15 protein-coding genes are annotated in these 16,073 nt (G+C 68.8%); 11 read left to right on the forward strand and 4 right to left on the reverse strand.

From position 1 onward, the window contains the following. The first annotated feature begins 70 nt into the window (after positions 1-70). A complete protein-coding gene (locus tag ACZ6O0_RS28825) occupies positions 71-1,450 on the forward strand; it encodes an esterase/lipase family protein (protein ID WP_465768121.1) in 1,380 nt (459 codons plus the stop codon). After that, positions 1,447-5,346, forward strand: coding sequence for a hypothetical protein (locus ACZ6O0_RS28830; RefSeq protein ID WP_465768122.1), 3,900 nt, complete (start codon positions 1,447-1,449; stop codon positions 5,344-5,346). Before ACZ6O0_RS28825 ends, ACZ6O0_RS28830 begins: the two co-directional genes overlap by 4 nt. On the opposite strand, the gene ACZ6O0_RS28835 is transcribed toward ACZ6O0_RS28830, so the two are convergent. The 4 genes from ACZ6O0_RS28835 to ACZ6O0_RS28850 are packed head-to-tail and all read right to left on the reverse strand — an operon-like array spanning position 5,333 to position 7,883. Then, positions 5,333-5,722: a VOC family protein gene (locus ACZ6O0_RS28835; protein WP_465768123.1), complete on the reverse strand. Its 390-nt coding sequence runs from the start codon at positions 5,720-5,722 to the stop codon at positions 5,333-5,335. The genes ACZ6O0_RS28830 and ACZ6O0_RS28835 overlap by 14 nt on opposite strands. After that, a complete protein-coding gene (locus ACZ6O0_RS28840) occupies positions 5,719-6,348 on the reverse strand; it encodes a maleylpyruvate isomerase family mycothiol-dependent enzyme (RefSeq protein WP_465768124.1) in 630 nt (209 codons plus the stop codon). The genes ACZ6O0_RS28835 and ACZ6O0_RS28840 overlap by 4 nt, the downstream gene beginning before the upstream one ends. An 18-nt stretch (positions 6,349-6,366) precedes the next feature. Then, positions 6,367-7,554: an RNA polymerase sigma factor gene (locus tag ACZ6O0_RS28845; RefSeq protein WP_465768125.1), complete on the reverse strand. Its 1,188-nt coding sequence runs from the start codon at positions 7,552-7,554 to the stop codon at positions 6,367-6,369. Next, positions 7,551-7,883, reverse strand: a complete 333-nt coding sequence (locus tag ACZ6O0_RS28850) for a YciI family protein (RefSeq protein WP_465691544.1) — start codon at positions 7,881-7,883, stop codon at positions 7,551-7,553. Before ACZ6O0_RS28850 ends, ACZ6O0_RS28845 begins: the two co-directional genes overlap by 4 nt. A 146-nt stretch (positions 7,884-8,029) precedes the next feature. On the opposite strand from ACZ6O0_RS28850, the gene ACZ6O0_RS28855 reads away from it, so the two are divergent. From ACZ6O0_RS28855 to cobF, 9 genes are all read left to right on the forward strand, one after another. Continuing rightward, the gene (locus tag ACZ6O0_RS28855) at positions 8,030-8,407 is read left to right on the forward strand and encodes a VOC family protein (protein ID WP_465768126.1); all 378 of its coding nucleotides are present in this window, start codon (positions 8,030-8,032) and stop codon (positions 8,405-8,407) included. A 68-nt stretch (positions 8,408-8,475) separates the two neighbouring features. Further along, the gene (zwf, locus tag ACZ6O0_RS28860; protein ID WP_465768127.1) at positions 8,476-9,972 is read left to right on the forward strand and encodes a glucose-6-phosphate dehydrogenase; all 1,497 of its coding nucleotides are present in this window, start codon (positions 8,476-8,478) and stop codon (positions 9,970-9,972) included. A 171-nt stretch (positions 9,973-10,143) separates the two neighbouring features. After that, the gene (locus ACZ6O0_RS28865; RefSeq protein ID WP_465768128.1) at positions 10,144-11,550 is read left to right on the forward strand and encodes a hypothetical protein; all 1,407 of its coding nucleotides are present in this window, start codon (positions 10,144-10,146) and stop codon (positions 11,548-11,550) included. A gap of 138 nt (positions 11,551-11,688) precedes the next feature. Further along, on the forward strand, positions 11,689-11,922 hold the full coding sequence (locus ACZ6O0_RS28870; RefSeq protein ID WP_465768129.1) for a hypothetical protein: 234 nt from the start codon (positions 11,689-11,691) through the stop codon (positions 11,920-11,922). Between the two features lie 2 nt (positions 11,923-11,924). Continuing rightward, positions 11,925-13,667, forward strand: a complete 1,743-nt coding sequence (gene frdA / locus ACZ6O0_RS28875) for a fumarate reductase (quinol) flavoprotein subunit (protein ID WP_465768130.1) — start codon at positions 11,925-11,927, stop codon at positions 13,665-13,667. Positions 13,668-13,670: 3 nt separating this feature from the next. Beyond that, a complete protein-coding gene (locus ACZ6O0_RS28880) occupies positions 13,671-14,414 on the forward strand; it encodes a succinate dehydrogenase/fumarate reductase iron-sulfur subunit (protein ID WP_465768131.1) in 744 nt (247 codons plus the stop codon). Next, positions 14,411-14,791, forward strand: coding sequence for a fumarate reductase subunit C (locus tag ACZ6O0_RS28885; protein WP_465768132.1), 381 nt, complete (start codon positions 14,411-14,413; stop codon positions 14,789-14,791). Before ACZ6O0_RS28880 ends, ACZ6O0_RS28885 begins: the two co-directional genes overlap by 4 nt. Next, complete coding sequence (gene frdD / locus ACZ6O0_RS28890) at positions 14,788-15,144, forward strand: fumarate reductase subunit FrdD (RefSeq protein ID WP_465768133.1); 357 nt, start codon at positions 14,788-14,790, stop codon at positions 15,142-15,144. The genes ACZ6O0_RS28885 and frdD overlap by 4 nt, the downstream gene beginning before the upstream one ends. A 121-nt stretch (positions 15,145-15,265) precedes the next feature. After that, entirely contained in the window at positions 15,266-16,042 is a 777-nt protein-coding gene (gene cobF, locus ACZ6O0_RS28895; RefSeq protein WP_465768134.1) for a precorrin-6A synthase (deacetylating), read from the forward strand. The last annotated feature ends 31 nt before the right edge of the window (positions 16,043-16,073 follow it).

The raw sequence follows: 16,073 nt of genomic DNA on the forward strand, positions 1-16,073 counted from the left end.
CCGGCCACTCCGCCACGGGCTGGTAATTCCCCGGACACGGTTCGAAACTGAAGCCGGGGGGTGGGTTCGGATGGACGTGGGCGGGGCCGTGTCCCGGGATGCCGTTGTCGTGATCCCGGGGATCATGGGGAGTTCGCTGGTCGACGTCGAGTCCCGGGATGTGCTGTGGGGTCTCGACGACGCGCGCTGGTTGGTGAGCGCGTGGACGACGGGTACGGCGCTCAGACGCCTGGCAGTCACGGACGACGAACGGGCCGGCAGGACCGGCCGGATCAAGGCCACCGGACTGCTGCGGTTCCCGGCGTTCGCGCCCGTACTGAAGGGCTTCGAGCCCTACACGAAGTTGCTGACCGGAGTCGGACGGGTGCTCGCACATCCGGATGCGTTGTGCGAATTCCCGTACGACTGGCGGCTGTCCGTCGAGCACAACGCCGGTGAACTCGGCCGACTGGTCGACCGGCACCTGTCCCAGTGGCGCGCACACCCAGCGGGCAGTGCGGACGCGAAGGTGGTCCTGGTCGCGCACTCGATGGGCGGACTGGTCGCCCGGTACTTCACGCAGGTGCTCGGCGGCGCGTCCGACGTACGTACGACGATCACGCTCGGGACGCCGTACTACGGCGCCGTGAAGGCGGCGTACATCCTGAGCTCGGGACGCGGCGCACCTCTCCCCCGCAAGCGGCTACGCAAGCTGGTCCGGCAGATGCCGGGGCTGTACGACCTGCTGCCGTTCTACCGGTGCGTCGACGAGGGTGAGACCGCCCGGCGGCTCGAGCCCGGCGACATCGCGGGTCTCGAGGGCGACCGGGAGCTCGCAAGCGAGTCCTTCGAGCGGCACGACCGACTGATGGCAGGGGAGGCCGGCAGTCTGCGGTTGCTCGTCGGTGTCGAGCAGCCGACCATGCAGAGTCTGTCGGTGCGCGATGGCGTGCTGACGCCCCTCATGCACACGTGCATCACCGACCAGGCCGGAGTGATCGAAAAGCGGCTGGATCTGGCCGGGGACGGCACTGTGTTCCGCCGGTCCGCCGCCGGGTTCGGCCTGTCCCCCAGCACCCTCTCGCAGTCCCATGGCGCGGTTGCGGCGACCGAGGACGCCATTGCGCATGTGCGCGACATATTGACCAACGACACCACCGGACCACCGCTCGGACTCGGGGAGATCGGGATCGACGTACCCGACGTCGTCTCCGCGGCCGAGCCGCTCACCATCACGGTGACCGGTGCGGACGCGACCGGGACGTCGTGCCGGGTCGTCGACCCCTTCACCCGCTGGCAGGTCGCTGTGCCGCCGCTGCAGCGTCGCGACGATGTGCTGACCGCTTCGATCGTGCTCGGGGAGCCAGGGGTCTACCGGGTCGAGGTGAAGGGCGGTGGCGCGTCGGCCGTCACCGAACAGGTCCTGGCGGTCGCGCCCGAGGACTATGTACTGGACGAGGCCGACGAATGACCGAGCCGGGGTTCACCATCTATCCCATCCCGATCGCTGCCTACAGCACCGAGGTCCAGCGGCCATTCCCGTCGATCGCGGCCGACGACGATGCGCAGGCGATCGCCGACCTGCTCACGCCGTACGGCGGAGTCCTGCACCACTGGACCGACGGGCAACGCGACGCGGCCTGGGTGCAGCGGGAGCTGGGCGCCTGGGCGGCTCGGGATGGTCCGCGGAGCTCGGTCCTGGTCTGGGTGGGCCATGGCGAGTCGGATGCCGAGGATGCCTGGCTGGCGTCGTTCAACAGCGCGCAGCACAAGAAGGGCACCGGCCACCACGCGCAGGAGTTGGCGAACCACGTGGCGGACGAGTGGGCCGGCCGGAGCGAGGACCCCGAGGCGTGGACGCTGGTCGTGATCGAGGCCTGCGGTGCCGAGCGGTTCGTCCAGCGGCTCGCGTTCGAGATCCTGGCCAAGACGAATCCGGCCGGGCATTTCGCGCTGCTCGGTGGCGGCGGCACCGGCTCGAGCTTCCTGAAGGTGGTGCCCAAGGCACTCGAGGAGGCGCTCGCGTCGTACGCCGCCAACGACGAGGTCATCCGGGTGGACGACCTGGTCGGCCGGCTGGAGAACCGGCTCGCGTTCGGCCAGTCGATCCGGGTCGGGCTCGGACGGGCCCGGCCGCTGACCCGGCCACCGCGGCTGCTCGGCGCGGGAGTCACCGCCCCACAGGATGTCTATGTCGAGCTGGAGGCGTTCCTCGCCGGTCTGCCGGCCGACCAGCGCAGTTTCTTCGTGCCCAAGGCGCAGGGGACGGAGCTGGGCGAGCCGACCTGGTACTTCGAGGGACGTGGCCGGGAACGTCGTGAGATCGCCGAGTGGCTGCGTACGACGAGCTCCGGATTGCTCGCCGTCACCGGCCCGGCGGGCTCGGGCAAGTCCGCCGTACTGGGCAACCTCGTCGTCCACACGAACCCGTCGCTGCGGGAGCTACTGATCCGCAGCGGCCGGGTGGAGCGACTGGCCGCCGACGAGCAGCCGCCGGACGACGTGTTCGACGCCGCGGTCCTGCTCACCGGACTGTCGACCACCGATGTGATCCACCGCCTGGCGGCCGATCTCCAAGCAGACTCGGCAACGCTCGACGGGTTGCACACCGCGGCCGAGGGCCGCACGGTGATGGTCGACGCCCTGGACGAAGCCCAGGATCCGCTGGAGACGGCCGCCGTACTGCGGCAGCTCGGCGAGGTCCACGGGTGCCGGGTCCTCGTCGGCACCCGGCGTTCGACGCACGAGGGACCCGACCTCCCGGATCCGGAGGACACCAACCTGCTCGACGCGCTCGACCCGACCGCCACCGTGACGATCGACCTCGATGCCGAGGCGGTGACGAAGTACGTCGAACATCGGCTGAGCGCGCTCCCGATCGAGGCCGGCATCGCGGCCGCGGCCGCCCGGAGCGTCGGCGCGCACAACCGGCACTTCCTCTACGCCCGGCTGGCCGTGCACGAGATCCTCGCCCGTCCGGAGCTGCTCACTGCCGCGGCACAACCCGAGCTGGCCGAGCTGCTCGAGCAGGACCACCGCGGCCTGTTCGCGATCGCGGTCCGCCGGCTGACGGTTGCCAATAGCAACTTCCTCCCGCTGCTGGAGGCCCTCGCGCATGCCCGCGGCCGAGGTCTTCCGCGGGCCGACGACATCTGGGCCACGGCCGCCGGCGCGTTCACGGACCGCCGGCCCGGCGAGGCCGACCTCGACCATCTGCTGGTCGCGGCGGCGCCGTACATCATGCTCGACGGGGAGCAGGGCCAGAGCACCTACCGGCTCGCCCACCAGACCTTCGTCGAGCACTTCCACGCCCAGCCGTCGTACGCCGCCGGCCATCGACGGATCGCGGGAGCCCTGGCCGCGCGCCACCGGTCGACTCCGAATGGATGGGCGGACGCGAACTTCTACACCGTCCGCTACCTCGCCGAACACCTGGTCGCCGACGCGGACCGGATCGCACCCGCGTCCGCGGCCGTCGTCGACCTGGTGACCGACGCCGGCTGGCTGAGCCGCGCCGTCGAGCTGCTGGGGGCCGATGAGACCGCCGAGGTGATCGCCGCGGCCAAGACCGTGACCGACCAGGACCAGTTCCGCGACGACCCCGACTCGACGATCCGGTGGGTGACCACCTTCCAGCCCATCGACGTCGTGGAACGGACACTGCGCCGGAGCCGGGTCCCCCTCAGCCGCGATCCCGCCCAGCTCGCCGGTCAGCTGCACGCCCGGCTCAAGGAGTACCCCAGCGCCGCGATGACCGAGCTGGGCGACGCGGTCGGCCGGCTCGCGACCGCCCCCTGGCTGCGGATGGTCGAAGGCAGCCTCGACTGGCGAGCGGATCTCGAGTCGACCTACGGTACGGCGGGAAAGATCCGGGGCCTCGGCTTCGGCCACGTCGACGATCTCCCGGTCGTCGCCATCGCGGTCGACACCCGGATCGAGCTGTGGGATCCACGGACCGGTGCACCCGACGCCCGGTCCACGATCGAGCTCGGGCACCGGGCGACCGCGGTCGCTATGTCGGTCATCGACGGGCGCCCTGTCGTCGTGACCACGGCCGGGTACGACGGCGTCCTCGAGGTGTGGGATGCCCGCAGCAAGGAACGGCTCGCCGCGGCGCCCATCGGCCTCGGCGATGTCCTCGGGATCGGCCGGATCGACGGACGGCTGGTTATCGCAGGCGTCCCCTTCGAGCGGGTGCTGAAGCTGGTCGACGCGGTGACGCTGGAACCCATCGAGGTCGGGCCCGCGCTCGCGACCCTGAACGTTCGTGGCTTCGGGGTCGGGGACGACGGAGCTTTGCGGATCCTGGCGGTGGAGGACGAGCCCCCTCCGGCCCGGGCTCATCGCGTCCTGCTGATCGACCCCTCCGACGGCCGCGAGATCCAGCGGACCGATCCGGTCGAATCCGAGTCGGGCAGCCTGCTGGACGTGATGACCGGGGCCTGGATCGGGCTGCCGTTCGTGGTCGCCGCCGGGATCGAGACCCGGTTGTTCTGGTTCACCGAGGGCCACGCGCAGGAGCAGGTGTCGCCGTCCGGCGAGCGCACGCGGGCCATCGCGGTCGGGCTGGTCGGCGGACGCGCGATCGTCGCGTTGGCGCCCGACTACGACGACACCGCGTTGGTGCACTTGCAGCAGATCGAGTACGACGCGGACCGCCAAGGCGTCACGCTCTCGCGGCCCAGCAGTGCGGGCACGGCGCCGACGCGGTTCGAGCGGTTCGAACCGGTGCCGGTTCCCGACGGGCTCGGCGACCCTCCGCCGCGGAACGAGGCCCACCAGCGGCCGCTCGACGTACGCCGGCCCGAGACCTGGCCGCAGTCGGTCGCGGTGACCGGTGAGCTGGACGGCGTACCGGTCGTCGCGACCGGGTCGGTGGACGGCGCGGTGTGGATCTGGGACCAGCGGACGTTGGCGCCGGGTGAGCGTCCCCGTGCCGTCGCCGGACCGTTCGTCGAGCTTCCGCAGTACGTCCTCGAGATGGGCTGGGAGCTGCTGTACGTCAAGCCGCCCCTGGAACGCGCGACCTCGGTGGCCCTGGGCAACCTTCCCGGCCAGGGGCCGGTCGTCGCGGCGGCGTGCGGCGGACAGGCGCGGGTCTATGCGATCACGACCGGGACCCGGATCAAGAACCCGGCGGACGACGCCTCGGCGGTCAAGTGCGTGGCGATCGGACCGCTCAACGGCCGGACCGTGCTCGTCACCGGTTCGACCGGCGGCAACGTCGCAGTGTGGGACCTGACCGCAGGCACCCGGGTCGCCGGGCTGTACCTCGATGACCCGATCACGAATGTGGCCGTCGACTCCGACCGCGTACTGCTCCGGACCGCCACCGCCGACTACGCCCTCGAACTCAAGGAGCCGTGACCAGCACCATCCAGAGGTGGCCGTCGGGGTCGGTGAAGGTGGCCAGGTAGGCCCAGGGTTTGCGGGTCGGTGGCGTCACCTGCCGGGCTCCGGCCGCGAGGGCCTTGGCGGTGAGGGCGTCCACGGCGGCTTCGGAGTCGGCCTGGATGCTGAGGATGCACTCGCTGGTGCCGGGGGGTGCGGGCGGCTGGTCGCCGAGGACCCAGCCGAAGCCGCCGGTGGGGATCAGCATCAGGGTGACGCCGTCGGCGAGGGCGAACTGCAGGGGCTCGGGTACGCCGTCGTCCGCGGGTTCACCGAACGGTTCGAAGCCGAACGCCTCCTGGTAGAACGCGTACGAGCGCTGACGGTCTTCGATCGGGAGACAGATGATCATCGGGTCACTCCGGCGGTGAATCGGTCGGCGAATGGGCCGGTGAGGTGGTTGGGCGGAAGGTTGCGGCCGCAGAGGACCAGGAGGAGGTCCTGGGCGGTGCCGGTGAGTGGCTCGCCGCTGCCGTGGGTCCAGTCGAGGTCGGTGGCGCGGAGCTGGATGCCGGTGAGGTCGACGCCGAAGTACTTGAGTTGGCGCGGGTTCATGTCGTCGAGGATCAGGTGCAGGCGGTCCGGCGGGACCTGCCTGTCGATGCCTAGGGCAACGGTCAGGTCGAGGCCGTGGATGACGTCGTGGGACAGCGCGCCCTGATACCCACCACCCGGCGGCTTCCACGGGTGGTTGATGTTCTGCCGCAAGGTCTCGGTCAGTTCGGTGGGTGACAACACCGCTGCCTCGCTCCGGGCGTGCCGGTCGGCGAAGCGGTCGAAGCGTCCGCGGGCGCGCACCATCCCGAGCAGGAACGCGGGAGTGGACAACCGGTACGGCATGACGATGTGCGCCACCAGCTCCCGCACCCGCCAGCCGGCGCACAGCGTCGGCTTGTCCCAGTCCTCATCCGCCAACCCGGCCAGGAGGTCGGCGAGGTCGGTCCGCTCCCCCGCCACGGCCACTCTGATATCCGTCATATTCCACCGACGAATGGATCACGTCCCGACAGACACCTCGCGCAGTCTTTTCTGCAGGTACCGGCGCTCGGCGTCGGTTGTGGCCAGATCCAAGGCTTCTTGATAGGCCGAGGCCGCCTCCGGGAAGCGGCCGAGGCGGCGGAGGAAGTCGGCGCGGGTGGCGGGGAGCAGGTGGTAGCCGGCCAGCGGTCCGGCGGCCAGGTCGTCCACCAGCCGGAGGCCGACGGCCGGACCGTCGGCCATGCCGATCGCCACCGCCCGGTTGAGGGCGACCACAGGGGTCTGCTTGAGCCGGCCGTACAGGGCAGCGATCTGCGGCCAGTCCGTGTCCGCCGCCGTACGAGCCGTGGCGTGACAGGCGGCGATGGCGGCCTGCACTTGGTACGGCCCCGGTTCGCCGCGTCGGAGCGTGGCGTCCAGCAGCGCCTCGGCCTCGGTGATCGCAGCGTGGTCCCAGCGGGTGCGGTCCTGGTCTTCCAGGGTGACCAGTACGCCGTCAGCGGTCAGCCGCGTGTCACGGCGTGCATCGTGCAGCAGCATCAGTGCGAGCAGTCCGGCGGCCTCAGGCTCGTCGGGCATGAGCTGTACGAGCAGTCTGGCCAGCCGGATCGCCTCGGCACTCAGACTGGTGCGGACGACATCGGAGTACCCCTCGTTGAACAGCAGGTAGAGCACGGCCAGTACGGCGGGCGTCCGCTGGGGCAACAGGTGGGCGGGCGGGACGCGGTACGGGATCCCGGCGTGCTGGATCTTCTGCTTGGCCCTGGTCAGCCGCTTCGACATGGTCGTCTCCGGGACCAGGAACGCCCGTGCGATCTCCGCCGTACTCAGTCCGGCCAGGGTGCGCAGTGTCAGCGCCACCCGGGCCTCCATCGCCAGCGCCGGATGGCAGCACGTGAACATGAGCCGCAGCCGGTCGTCGGGCACGTCGTACGCCGGTTCGGACTCGTCACTCATCGCAGCCAGCTCCTTGAGCTTCTGAGCACCGACAGCCTCCCGGCGCAGCCAGTCGATCGCACGGTGACGTGCGGTGGTCGTCAGCCAGGCACCGGGCCTGTCGGGTACGCCGTCCCGCGGCCACCGCTCCAGCGCCGCGGCGAACGCCTCCTGGGCGCACTCCTCGGCCAGCTCCCAGTTCCCGGTCAGGCGGATCAGCGTGGCGACCACCTGGCCCCACTCCTGCCGGTAGACCTCCTCGAACGTCACACCACGCCCGGCGGCGGCTCCAGCACCGGTCGGATCTCGATGGTGCCGTAACCGGCCGCGGGGTGCTTGGCCGCGATCTCGATCGCCTCGTCCAGGTCGGCGCAGTCGATCAGCACGAAACCGCCGATCTGCTCCTTCGTCTCCGCGAACGGCCCGTCGGTCAGCAGCAGCTCGTCGTCCCGGACCCGGACCGTCGTCGCCTCGGCCGGCGGCCGCAGCCCGGCCCCGCCCGCCACTACACCGCGGCGTTCCATCTCCTCCGACCAGCCGCCACAGCCGTCGTTCGCGTGCGAGTCGTCCTCACCACAGATCATCAGCAGGTACTTCACGGTCCTCCTCCAGAGCGTGTCTCACCCCACCGACGAACGGGTGCGCCGGAAACAGACACTCCCACCGTAATCGCCCGAGCCCTGGAGAGGGCGCCGTACCAGGACTAGCGTCGGGAGGACAGGACCACCAGGGGAGGGTGTGTGCGATGGCAGGCCGAGTGGTGCATTTCGAGGTTCCGTTCAGCGACGGCGACCGGGCGCGGGCGTTCTACGCGGAGGCGTTCGGCTGGAACCTGATGGTGATGCCGGAGCTGAGCTACACGATGGCGTCGACCGGACCGGTGGACGAGCAGTCGATACCGTCCGAGCCGGGCTTCATCAACGGCGGCATGTTCGAGCGCACCGAGGCGTTGCGCGGACCGATGATCACCATCGACGTGGACGACCTCGACGCGGCGCTGAAGACCGTCGAGAGCCTCGGCGGCAAGCAGGTCGGCGAGAAGCTCCCGGTCGGGGACATGGGCTTCGCCGCGTACTTCGAGGACACGGAAGGCAACGTCCTGGGACTTTGGCAATCCGCTTGACGCCTGAGCGTCACCACAGGCACCTACACTGCGGATGTTGGCTCCGGTGGCGTCCGTGGGAGGACTGAATGCCTGACCGTACCCAGACCATTGCGTATCCGGCGCCCGGTTCGCGCCCGTCGCGACGGGACCCGGAGCCGCTGGCGCCCCATGTGATCGTGCTGTTCGGGGCGACCGGCGACCTGGCCAAGCGCAAGCTGCTGCCGGGGCTCGCGTACCTGCAGCAGTCCAAGTTCGCGCCCGACGTACGGATCATCGGCTCGGCCACCGAGGAGCTGACGTGCGACGAGTTCCGGGCCCGGGCGCGGGAGGCGGTCGAGACGTTCGGCACGCACCGGATGTCCGACGAGGAGTGGGCGCAGTTCGCGGACCGGCTCGAGTACGTGCCGGTGACGGCCGGGCCGGAGGCGCTGGCCGCAGCGGTCAAGGCGGCAGAGGAGAAGCTCGGCCCGGACGCGTGCCGGCTGCACTACCTGTCGGTGCCCCCGAAGGCGGCCCAGTCGGTGATCGCGATGCTGCGCGACGCGGACCTGGTCGACCGGGCCCGGGTGGTGATGGAGAAGCCGTTCGGCGACGACCTGGCCAGCGCGATCAAGCTGAACGACTTCGTGCACGAGACCTTCGACGAGTCGCAGATCTTCCGGATCGACCACTTCCTCGGCAAGGAGGCGGCGCTGAACATCCTCGCCTTCCGGTTCGCGAACGGGTTGTTCGAGCCGATCTGGAACCGCAACTTCATCGACCACGTGCAGATCGACATCCCCGAGTCGCTCGGCCTGGACCAGCGGGCCACGTTCTACGAGCCGACCGGCGCGTTCAAGGACATGGTGGTCACGCACCTGATGCAGGTGATGTCGTTCGTCGCGATGGAGCCGCCGACCGCGCTGGAGCCGCGGGCCATCTCGGAGGAGAAGAACAAGGTCTTCCGGTCGATGCTGCCGATCCAGCCGACCGACGTGGTCCGCGGGCAGTACTCCGGCTACCGCAACGAGGACGGGGTCGCGCCGGACTCCGACACCGAGACGTTCATCGCGCTGAAGGTCGAGATCGACAACTGGCGCTGGGCCGGCGTGCCGATCTTCCTGCGCACCGGCAAGCGGATGGCCGAGGGGCAGCGGATCATCTCGATCGCCTTCAAGGAGGCGCCGAAGACGATGTTCCCGACCGGCTCCGGGGTCGGCTCGGAGGGCCCGGACCACCTGACCTTCGACCTGGCCGACTCGTCCCGGGTCTCCCTGTCGTTCTACGGCAAGCGGCCCGGCCCCGGGATGCGGCTGGAGAAGCTGTCGATGCAGTTCTCGACCCAGGAGACCGAGAGTGCGGGCGACGTCCTGGAGGCGTACGAGCGGCTGATCCTGGACGCGATGCGTGGCGACCACACCCTGTTCACCACCGCCGAGGGCATCGAGTCCCTGTGGGACCGGTCGTCGATGCTGCTGGACGACCCGTCCCCGGTCAAGCCCTACCAGCCCGGCACCTGGGGCCCCAACGCGATCCACCAACTCATCGCCCCCCGAGCCTGGCGCCTCCCCTTCGAACGAGAGTGGCGCGAAGCCAAGCAATAGTTCTTCCCCACGCCGCGTCTACACTCGCCGGCGCTCGCTCGCGCGGCTCCACCCTGATCCGTCCGAGACCACGCATGCTCGGGGCCGAGCCGAGGAGCCGGGTACGGACAGGTACCACGAGGCGACGTGGTTATCCTGACACCGTCGACCCGTCACGTCGGTAGGGGCGCCATGAACGGACAGAACGGCGCAGGTTGGAGCAAGGCCCTCGGGCACCCAAGAATCTTGGTCATAGTCCTGTCCATCCTGGGACTACGACTGCTCGATCACTTCCTCGGCGTTCTGACGCCGACCATGTGGCGGTGGCTGCTTGCCTGCACCCTGATCGTCACAGCAGCACTTTTGTTTCTCGGCCGACGTACGCCGCCAAAAGAACTGAAGAGCGTCCGCCATTACCAGGGCATAGTGATCGCCACCTGCCTGATCCTCGTCGGCTCCGCGATCGCCGCTCTCGCCTGGCCGGACCCGACGAAAGAAACGGTCGCGGTCGGCACCGATATCAATCTCGACCATATCGTCAACAATGGCCATCCACTCGGCGGAACATATGTGCTGCCCAAGCCAATTGCGGATCTCTCGCCGCCACCGAACGAGGAGAACACCTGCGTGGGCAGATACGAGTGGGCAACAGGCCAGGGTGGGGTGGTGGCTGAACATCAGACCGTTCGAGTGACCGTGCGGCGTGCTACAGACGTGCCGATTCAGATCACGGGGTTCAACCCCGTTGTCGTTGACGCCAAGTCCCCCATGCTCGGAAGCATGGTCGGCTGCGGCGGCGAGGGCGGGAACGTGCCAGTCCGGCGCATAGAAGTGAAGTTGAACAAGACGAAGGAGGCAAGCTGGGAGTATGCCGGCTCTCCGCAAGACGACAACAAGGCGTTCGTGTTCAATGTCGAAAGGGATCAGCCTCTAGTTTTCGACGTCGATGCGTCCGCCATCGATTGCGACTGCGCCTGGGTGGCCGAGTTTCGCTACAAGGAAGGCACGGAGGCCACCGAACGAACTATTCGGGTCGACAACAACGGCCAGCCCTTTCGAGCCAGTGCCGCCAGCAACGCCACGCGGTACCAGCGAATCGGAGGGCAATGGATCGAGCAGAATCCGATCGACAACCCGGTCGGCGGCGCCAGACTGGATGCCTGCGACCTCCTACCGAGGGTTGCGGTCGAACAGGTCGTAGGCACCGACATCACGCGAGGCGATCGGGGTGAGTTCGTTGATGAACCGGGCCTGGGCGGCAACACCCTCAGAACATCAAAGTGCAACTTCGGCGTCGGCAAGCCGGACAACTTCGGTACCAGGCCGCTTGTCGGCGCGATCTACAGCATCGCCCCCAATGCCGAGATAGCAACGACGGAAGCACGCGCCTTCAGGACTGCGACCGGGTCCCCTGAGGGTTGGACATCGCTGACCACCCTCGGACACGAGGCATTCGTCAGGAACGCGGACGGAGCCGTCCAGGTACGCCGTGGCGCAGAAACCCTCTCGGTCTTCATGTCACCGACAGACCTGGCTCAGAGCAAGAGAGCTCAGATCCTGCAACTTGCGAGGGCTGCTGTCACCACGGCTTGGCCGTAGGCGCCGAGGCCGTCGTCCGGCGCTCGAGCTTCGTCGTGGGAGCCGGGGTGCTCAAGGCATTGCCGCCGTCCCGGGGTAGGCGCACTATCGAGGTGTGATGTGAGTCACAAACACCTCGAGCGCTGAGGGGGTTGGGGAATGACAGGGACGAAGACACACCTGACTGCGGAGCGGGCGCCCTGCGGGCGGGTGGGGGATGCGGATCGGAGTCAGGAGGACGACTTCGAGGGCTTCCGGCTGGACGACATGCACTTCGCGTGTGGGTGCCGCCAGATGCGGCACGAGTTCCATGACGGCAGCGTGCGGATCCGCACGGTGCGGCACGACGGCAAGATCCTGCTCGACGAGCACAGCGGCGAGCACGAGGCTTAGCGGTGAGCACTTATCACGACGTCGTGGTGATCGGGGGTGGCGGCGCCGGGCTGAGGGCTGCCATCGCGGTGGCGGAGACCAATCCGGCGCTGCGGGTTGCGGTCGTGTCCAAGGTGTACCCGATGCGCAGCCACACGGTCTCCGCCGAGGGCGGCGCCGCGGCCGTTGCCGCTGACGACGACAGTCTCGAGGAGCACGCGTACGACACGGTGTCCGGCAGCGACTGGCTCTGCGACCAGGACGCCGTCGAGGCGTTCGTCGCCGAGGCACCGCGCGAACTGCTCCGGCTCGAGCACTGGGGCTGCCCGTGGAGCCGGCAGCCCGACGGACGGATCGCCGTCCGCGCGTTCGGCGGGATGAAGAAGAAGCGCACCTGGTTCGCCGCTGACCGGACCGGCTTCCACCTGCTCCACACGCTCTTCCAGACCGCGCTCTCGTACTCCGACATCTTCCGCTACGACGAGTGGTACGTGACCAAGATCCTGGTCGACGAAGGCCGCGCGTACGGCGTTGTCGCGATCGAGCTCGCGACCGGGCGGATCGAGACCATCACCGCCAGCACGGTGATCGTCTGCACGGGCGGCTGTGGACGCGTGTACCCGTTCACCACGAACGCCAACATCAAGACCGGTGACGGGATGGCCCTGGCCTACCAGGCCGGCGCGGCGCTCAAGGACATGGAGTTCGTCCAGTACCACCCGACCGGCCTGCCGTTCACCGGCATCCTCATCACCGAGGCCGCCCGGGCGGAGGGCGGCTGGCTGCTCAACAAGGACGGCTACCGCTACCTGCAGGACTACGACCTCGGTACGCCGACGCCGACACCGCAACTGCGCAGCATGGAGCTCGGACCGCGGGACCGGTTGTCGCAGGCGTTCGTGCACGAGCACGCCAAGGGCCGGACGATCGACACGCCGTACGGACCGATCGTCAACCTGGACCTGCGGCACCTGGGCGCGAAGCTGATCGACGCCAAGCTGCCGTTCGTCCGGGAGCTGTGCTCGAAGTACCAGAACATCGACCCGGTGCGGGAGCTCGTGCCGGTCCGTCCCGTCGTGCACTACATGATGGGCGGGATCCACACCGACATCCGCGGCGCGACGTCGCTCGAAGGCCTGTACGCCGCCGGCGAGGTGGCCTGCGTCAGCATCAACGGCGCGAACCGGCTGGGCTCGAACTCGTTGCCCGAGTGTCTCGTCTTCGGCAACCGGGCCGGCCGCGCCGCCGCGGTGTTCGCCGGCCGGTACGGCGGCGCCGTACCCGCTTCGATCCTCGCGCAGGGGCGGGACGAGGAGCGCCGGCTGACCGCCGAGCTGGATCGGCACGCCGCGGGCCACGAGAAGATCGCGGACATCCGCACCGAGATGCAGACCACGATGGAGAACGGCGCCGGGATCTACCGCGAGGCCGGTTCGCTGGCCAAGGCGGCCGAGCAGCTGAGCGAGCTGCAGTCGCGCTTCGCCCATGCGGCGATCGACGATCACAGCCGGAACTTCAACACCGAGCTGATCGCCCTGCTGGAGCTGGGGTTCATGCTCGAGGTTGCCGAGAGCATCATCGCGTGCGCGGCACGCCGGGAAGAATCCCGCGGAGCACACCAGCGGACCGACTTCCCGGCCCGTAACGACGACCGGTTCCTGGCGCACTCGCTGGTCCGGCGCCAACCCGACGGCAGCCGCCGGGTCACGTATCTGCCGGTGACCATCACCAAGTGGCCGCCGGGCGAGCGGGTCTACGGGAGGTAGTTGATGGCAGACGAGATCACCCTCGAGGTCGCACGCTACCGGCCCGGGGTGGATACCGAGCCGGTCATGCAGTCGTACCAGGTGCCGCTGCGCGAGCACTGGGCCATCCTCGACGGCCTGACGTACATCAAGGACCAGCTGGACGGCACGCTGTCGTTCCGGTGGTCCTGCCGGATGGGCATCTGCGGCAGCTGCGGGATGACGGTGAACGGTGAGCCGGAGCTGAGCTGTGCGACCTTCCTGACCGACTACGCCCCCGGTCCGATCCGGGTCGAGCCGCTGCACAACTTCCCGGTGATCCGGGACCTCGTCGTCGACATCGACGACTTCATGACCAAACTGCCGACCGTCAAGCCGTGGATCGTGCGGGACGTGCACAGCCCGATCGAGGAAGGCGAGTACCTGCAGACGCCGGAGCAGATGGACGAGTACCAGCAGTTCAGCATGTGCATCAACTGCATGCTGTGCTACTCGGCCTGCCCGGTCTACAGCCTCGACCAGGACTTCATCGGCCCGGCGGCGATCGCATTGGCCCAGCGCTACAACCTGGACTCCAGGGACGAGGGTGCCGAGGAGCGTCGCGCCGTACTGTCGTCGCCCGAAGGCATCTGGGCCTGCACCTTCGTGGGTGAGTGCAGTGCCGCGTGTCCGAAGGGGGTCGACCCGGCGGGTGCGATCCAGCGGTACAAGCTCACCGCGGCGACTCAGGCGATCAAGGACCTGCTGATGCCCCGGAGCCGTCGATGAGCGTCTACCAGCGACCGGTTCACCTGTTCTGGTGGCTCGAGCGCCGGTCGTACCTGCTGTTCGTGCTCCGCGAGCTGAGCAGCGTCTTCGTCGCGTGGTCGGTGGTGTATCTGCTCTGGCTGGTCAAGGCGGTCAGCGACGGGCCGGCGTCGTACGAGCGCTTCCTCGACCGGGGTGGGCAGTGGTGGATGGTCGTGATCAACGTGATCGCGATGCTGTTCCTGCTGCTGCACGTGGTGACCTGGTTCGGGCTGGCGCCCAGGGCCATGGTGATCAAGCTGCGCGGCAGCCGGGTGCCGCCGCGGCAGATCGTTGCCGCCCACTACCTGCTCTGGTTGTTGCTGTCGGCATTCATCGCCTGGCTGGTGCTGCGATGAACCGCCCCTCCCGCTCCCCCGAACCGTTCCTCTGGATGCTGTTCAGCTCTGGCGGGATGATCTCCGCGCTGATGCTGCCCGTCCTGCTGTTTCTGTTCGGTCTCGGGTTCCCGCTCGGCTGGATCACACCGCCGTCGCACGCGCATCTGTACGCCGTACTGCACAATCCGCTCACCCGGCTGGTGGTGTTCGGCGTGTGCGCGCTGGCGCTCTTCCACTGGGCACACCGCTTCCGCTACACCCTGTACGACGGGCTGCAGCTGAAGCGGTACGCCGTACCGATCGTGGTGTTCTGCTACGGCGGCGCAGTAGTCGGCACCGTCATCGCCGCCGGGCTGCTGCTGACGGTCTGACGTCACCTGGTGCCTGCGGCAACAGTTCTTCGCTCGCGCCGGTGCGGGGACCGGATTCCGTTCACGATCGGGCAATCGGCACCCGGCTCCTCACTCTGGGTAGGTGGCATAGGCTGCGCGCATGCGGGAGATCGTGGTGATCGGCGTCGGTGCGGGCGATCCGGAACAGGTGACGATGCAGGCCGTGTCGGCGCTGAACCGGGTCGACGTGTTCTTCGTGCTGGACAAGGGCGAGGTGAAGCAGGAGCTGGTCGACCTGCGGTCGGAGATCCTGCGGCGGTACGCATCGTCCAAGGAGTGGCGGGTCGTCGTCGGGCAGGACCCCGAGCGGGACCGGTCCAGCAGCGCGTACGTCGAAGCCGTCGACGACTGGCGACGCCGGCGGGCCGATGTTTGTGCCGGGTTGATCGCGTCGGAACTGGGCGAGGATCAGGTGGGCGCGTTCCTGGTCTGGGGTGACCCGTCGCTGTACGACAGCACGCTGGCGATCCTGGACGACATCCTGGCGCGGGGCGAGCTGGAGTTCTCGGTCGAGGTGATCCCGGGGATCAGCAGTGTGTCGACGCTGGCCGCGCGGCATCGGGTCGGATTGAACCAGGTCGGGCGGCCGATCCAGATCACCACCGGGCGGCGGCTCGCGAAGGGCTGGCCGGAGGACGTGGACGACTTGGTGGTGATGCTGGACGCGCAGACGGCGTTCACCGAGCACCTCGACCAGGACGCCGACATCTACTGGGGCGCGTACCTCGGGACGCCTGACGAGATCCTCATCTCGGGTCGCTTGAGCGAGGTCGCCGCCGAGATCGAGAGGGTCCGCGCGGAAGCCCGCGATCGCAAGGGCTGGATCATGGACACCTACCTGCTGCGCAGGAAGACGCCGCCTGCGGCGGCGGGGTGAGTGGTGTGAGACGTAGACCAAAGGTGTAGGA

The organism is Kribbella sp. NPDC048837 (genome assembly GCF_055586945.1).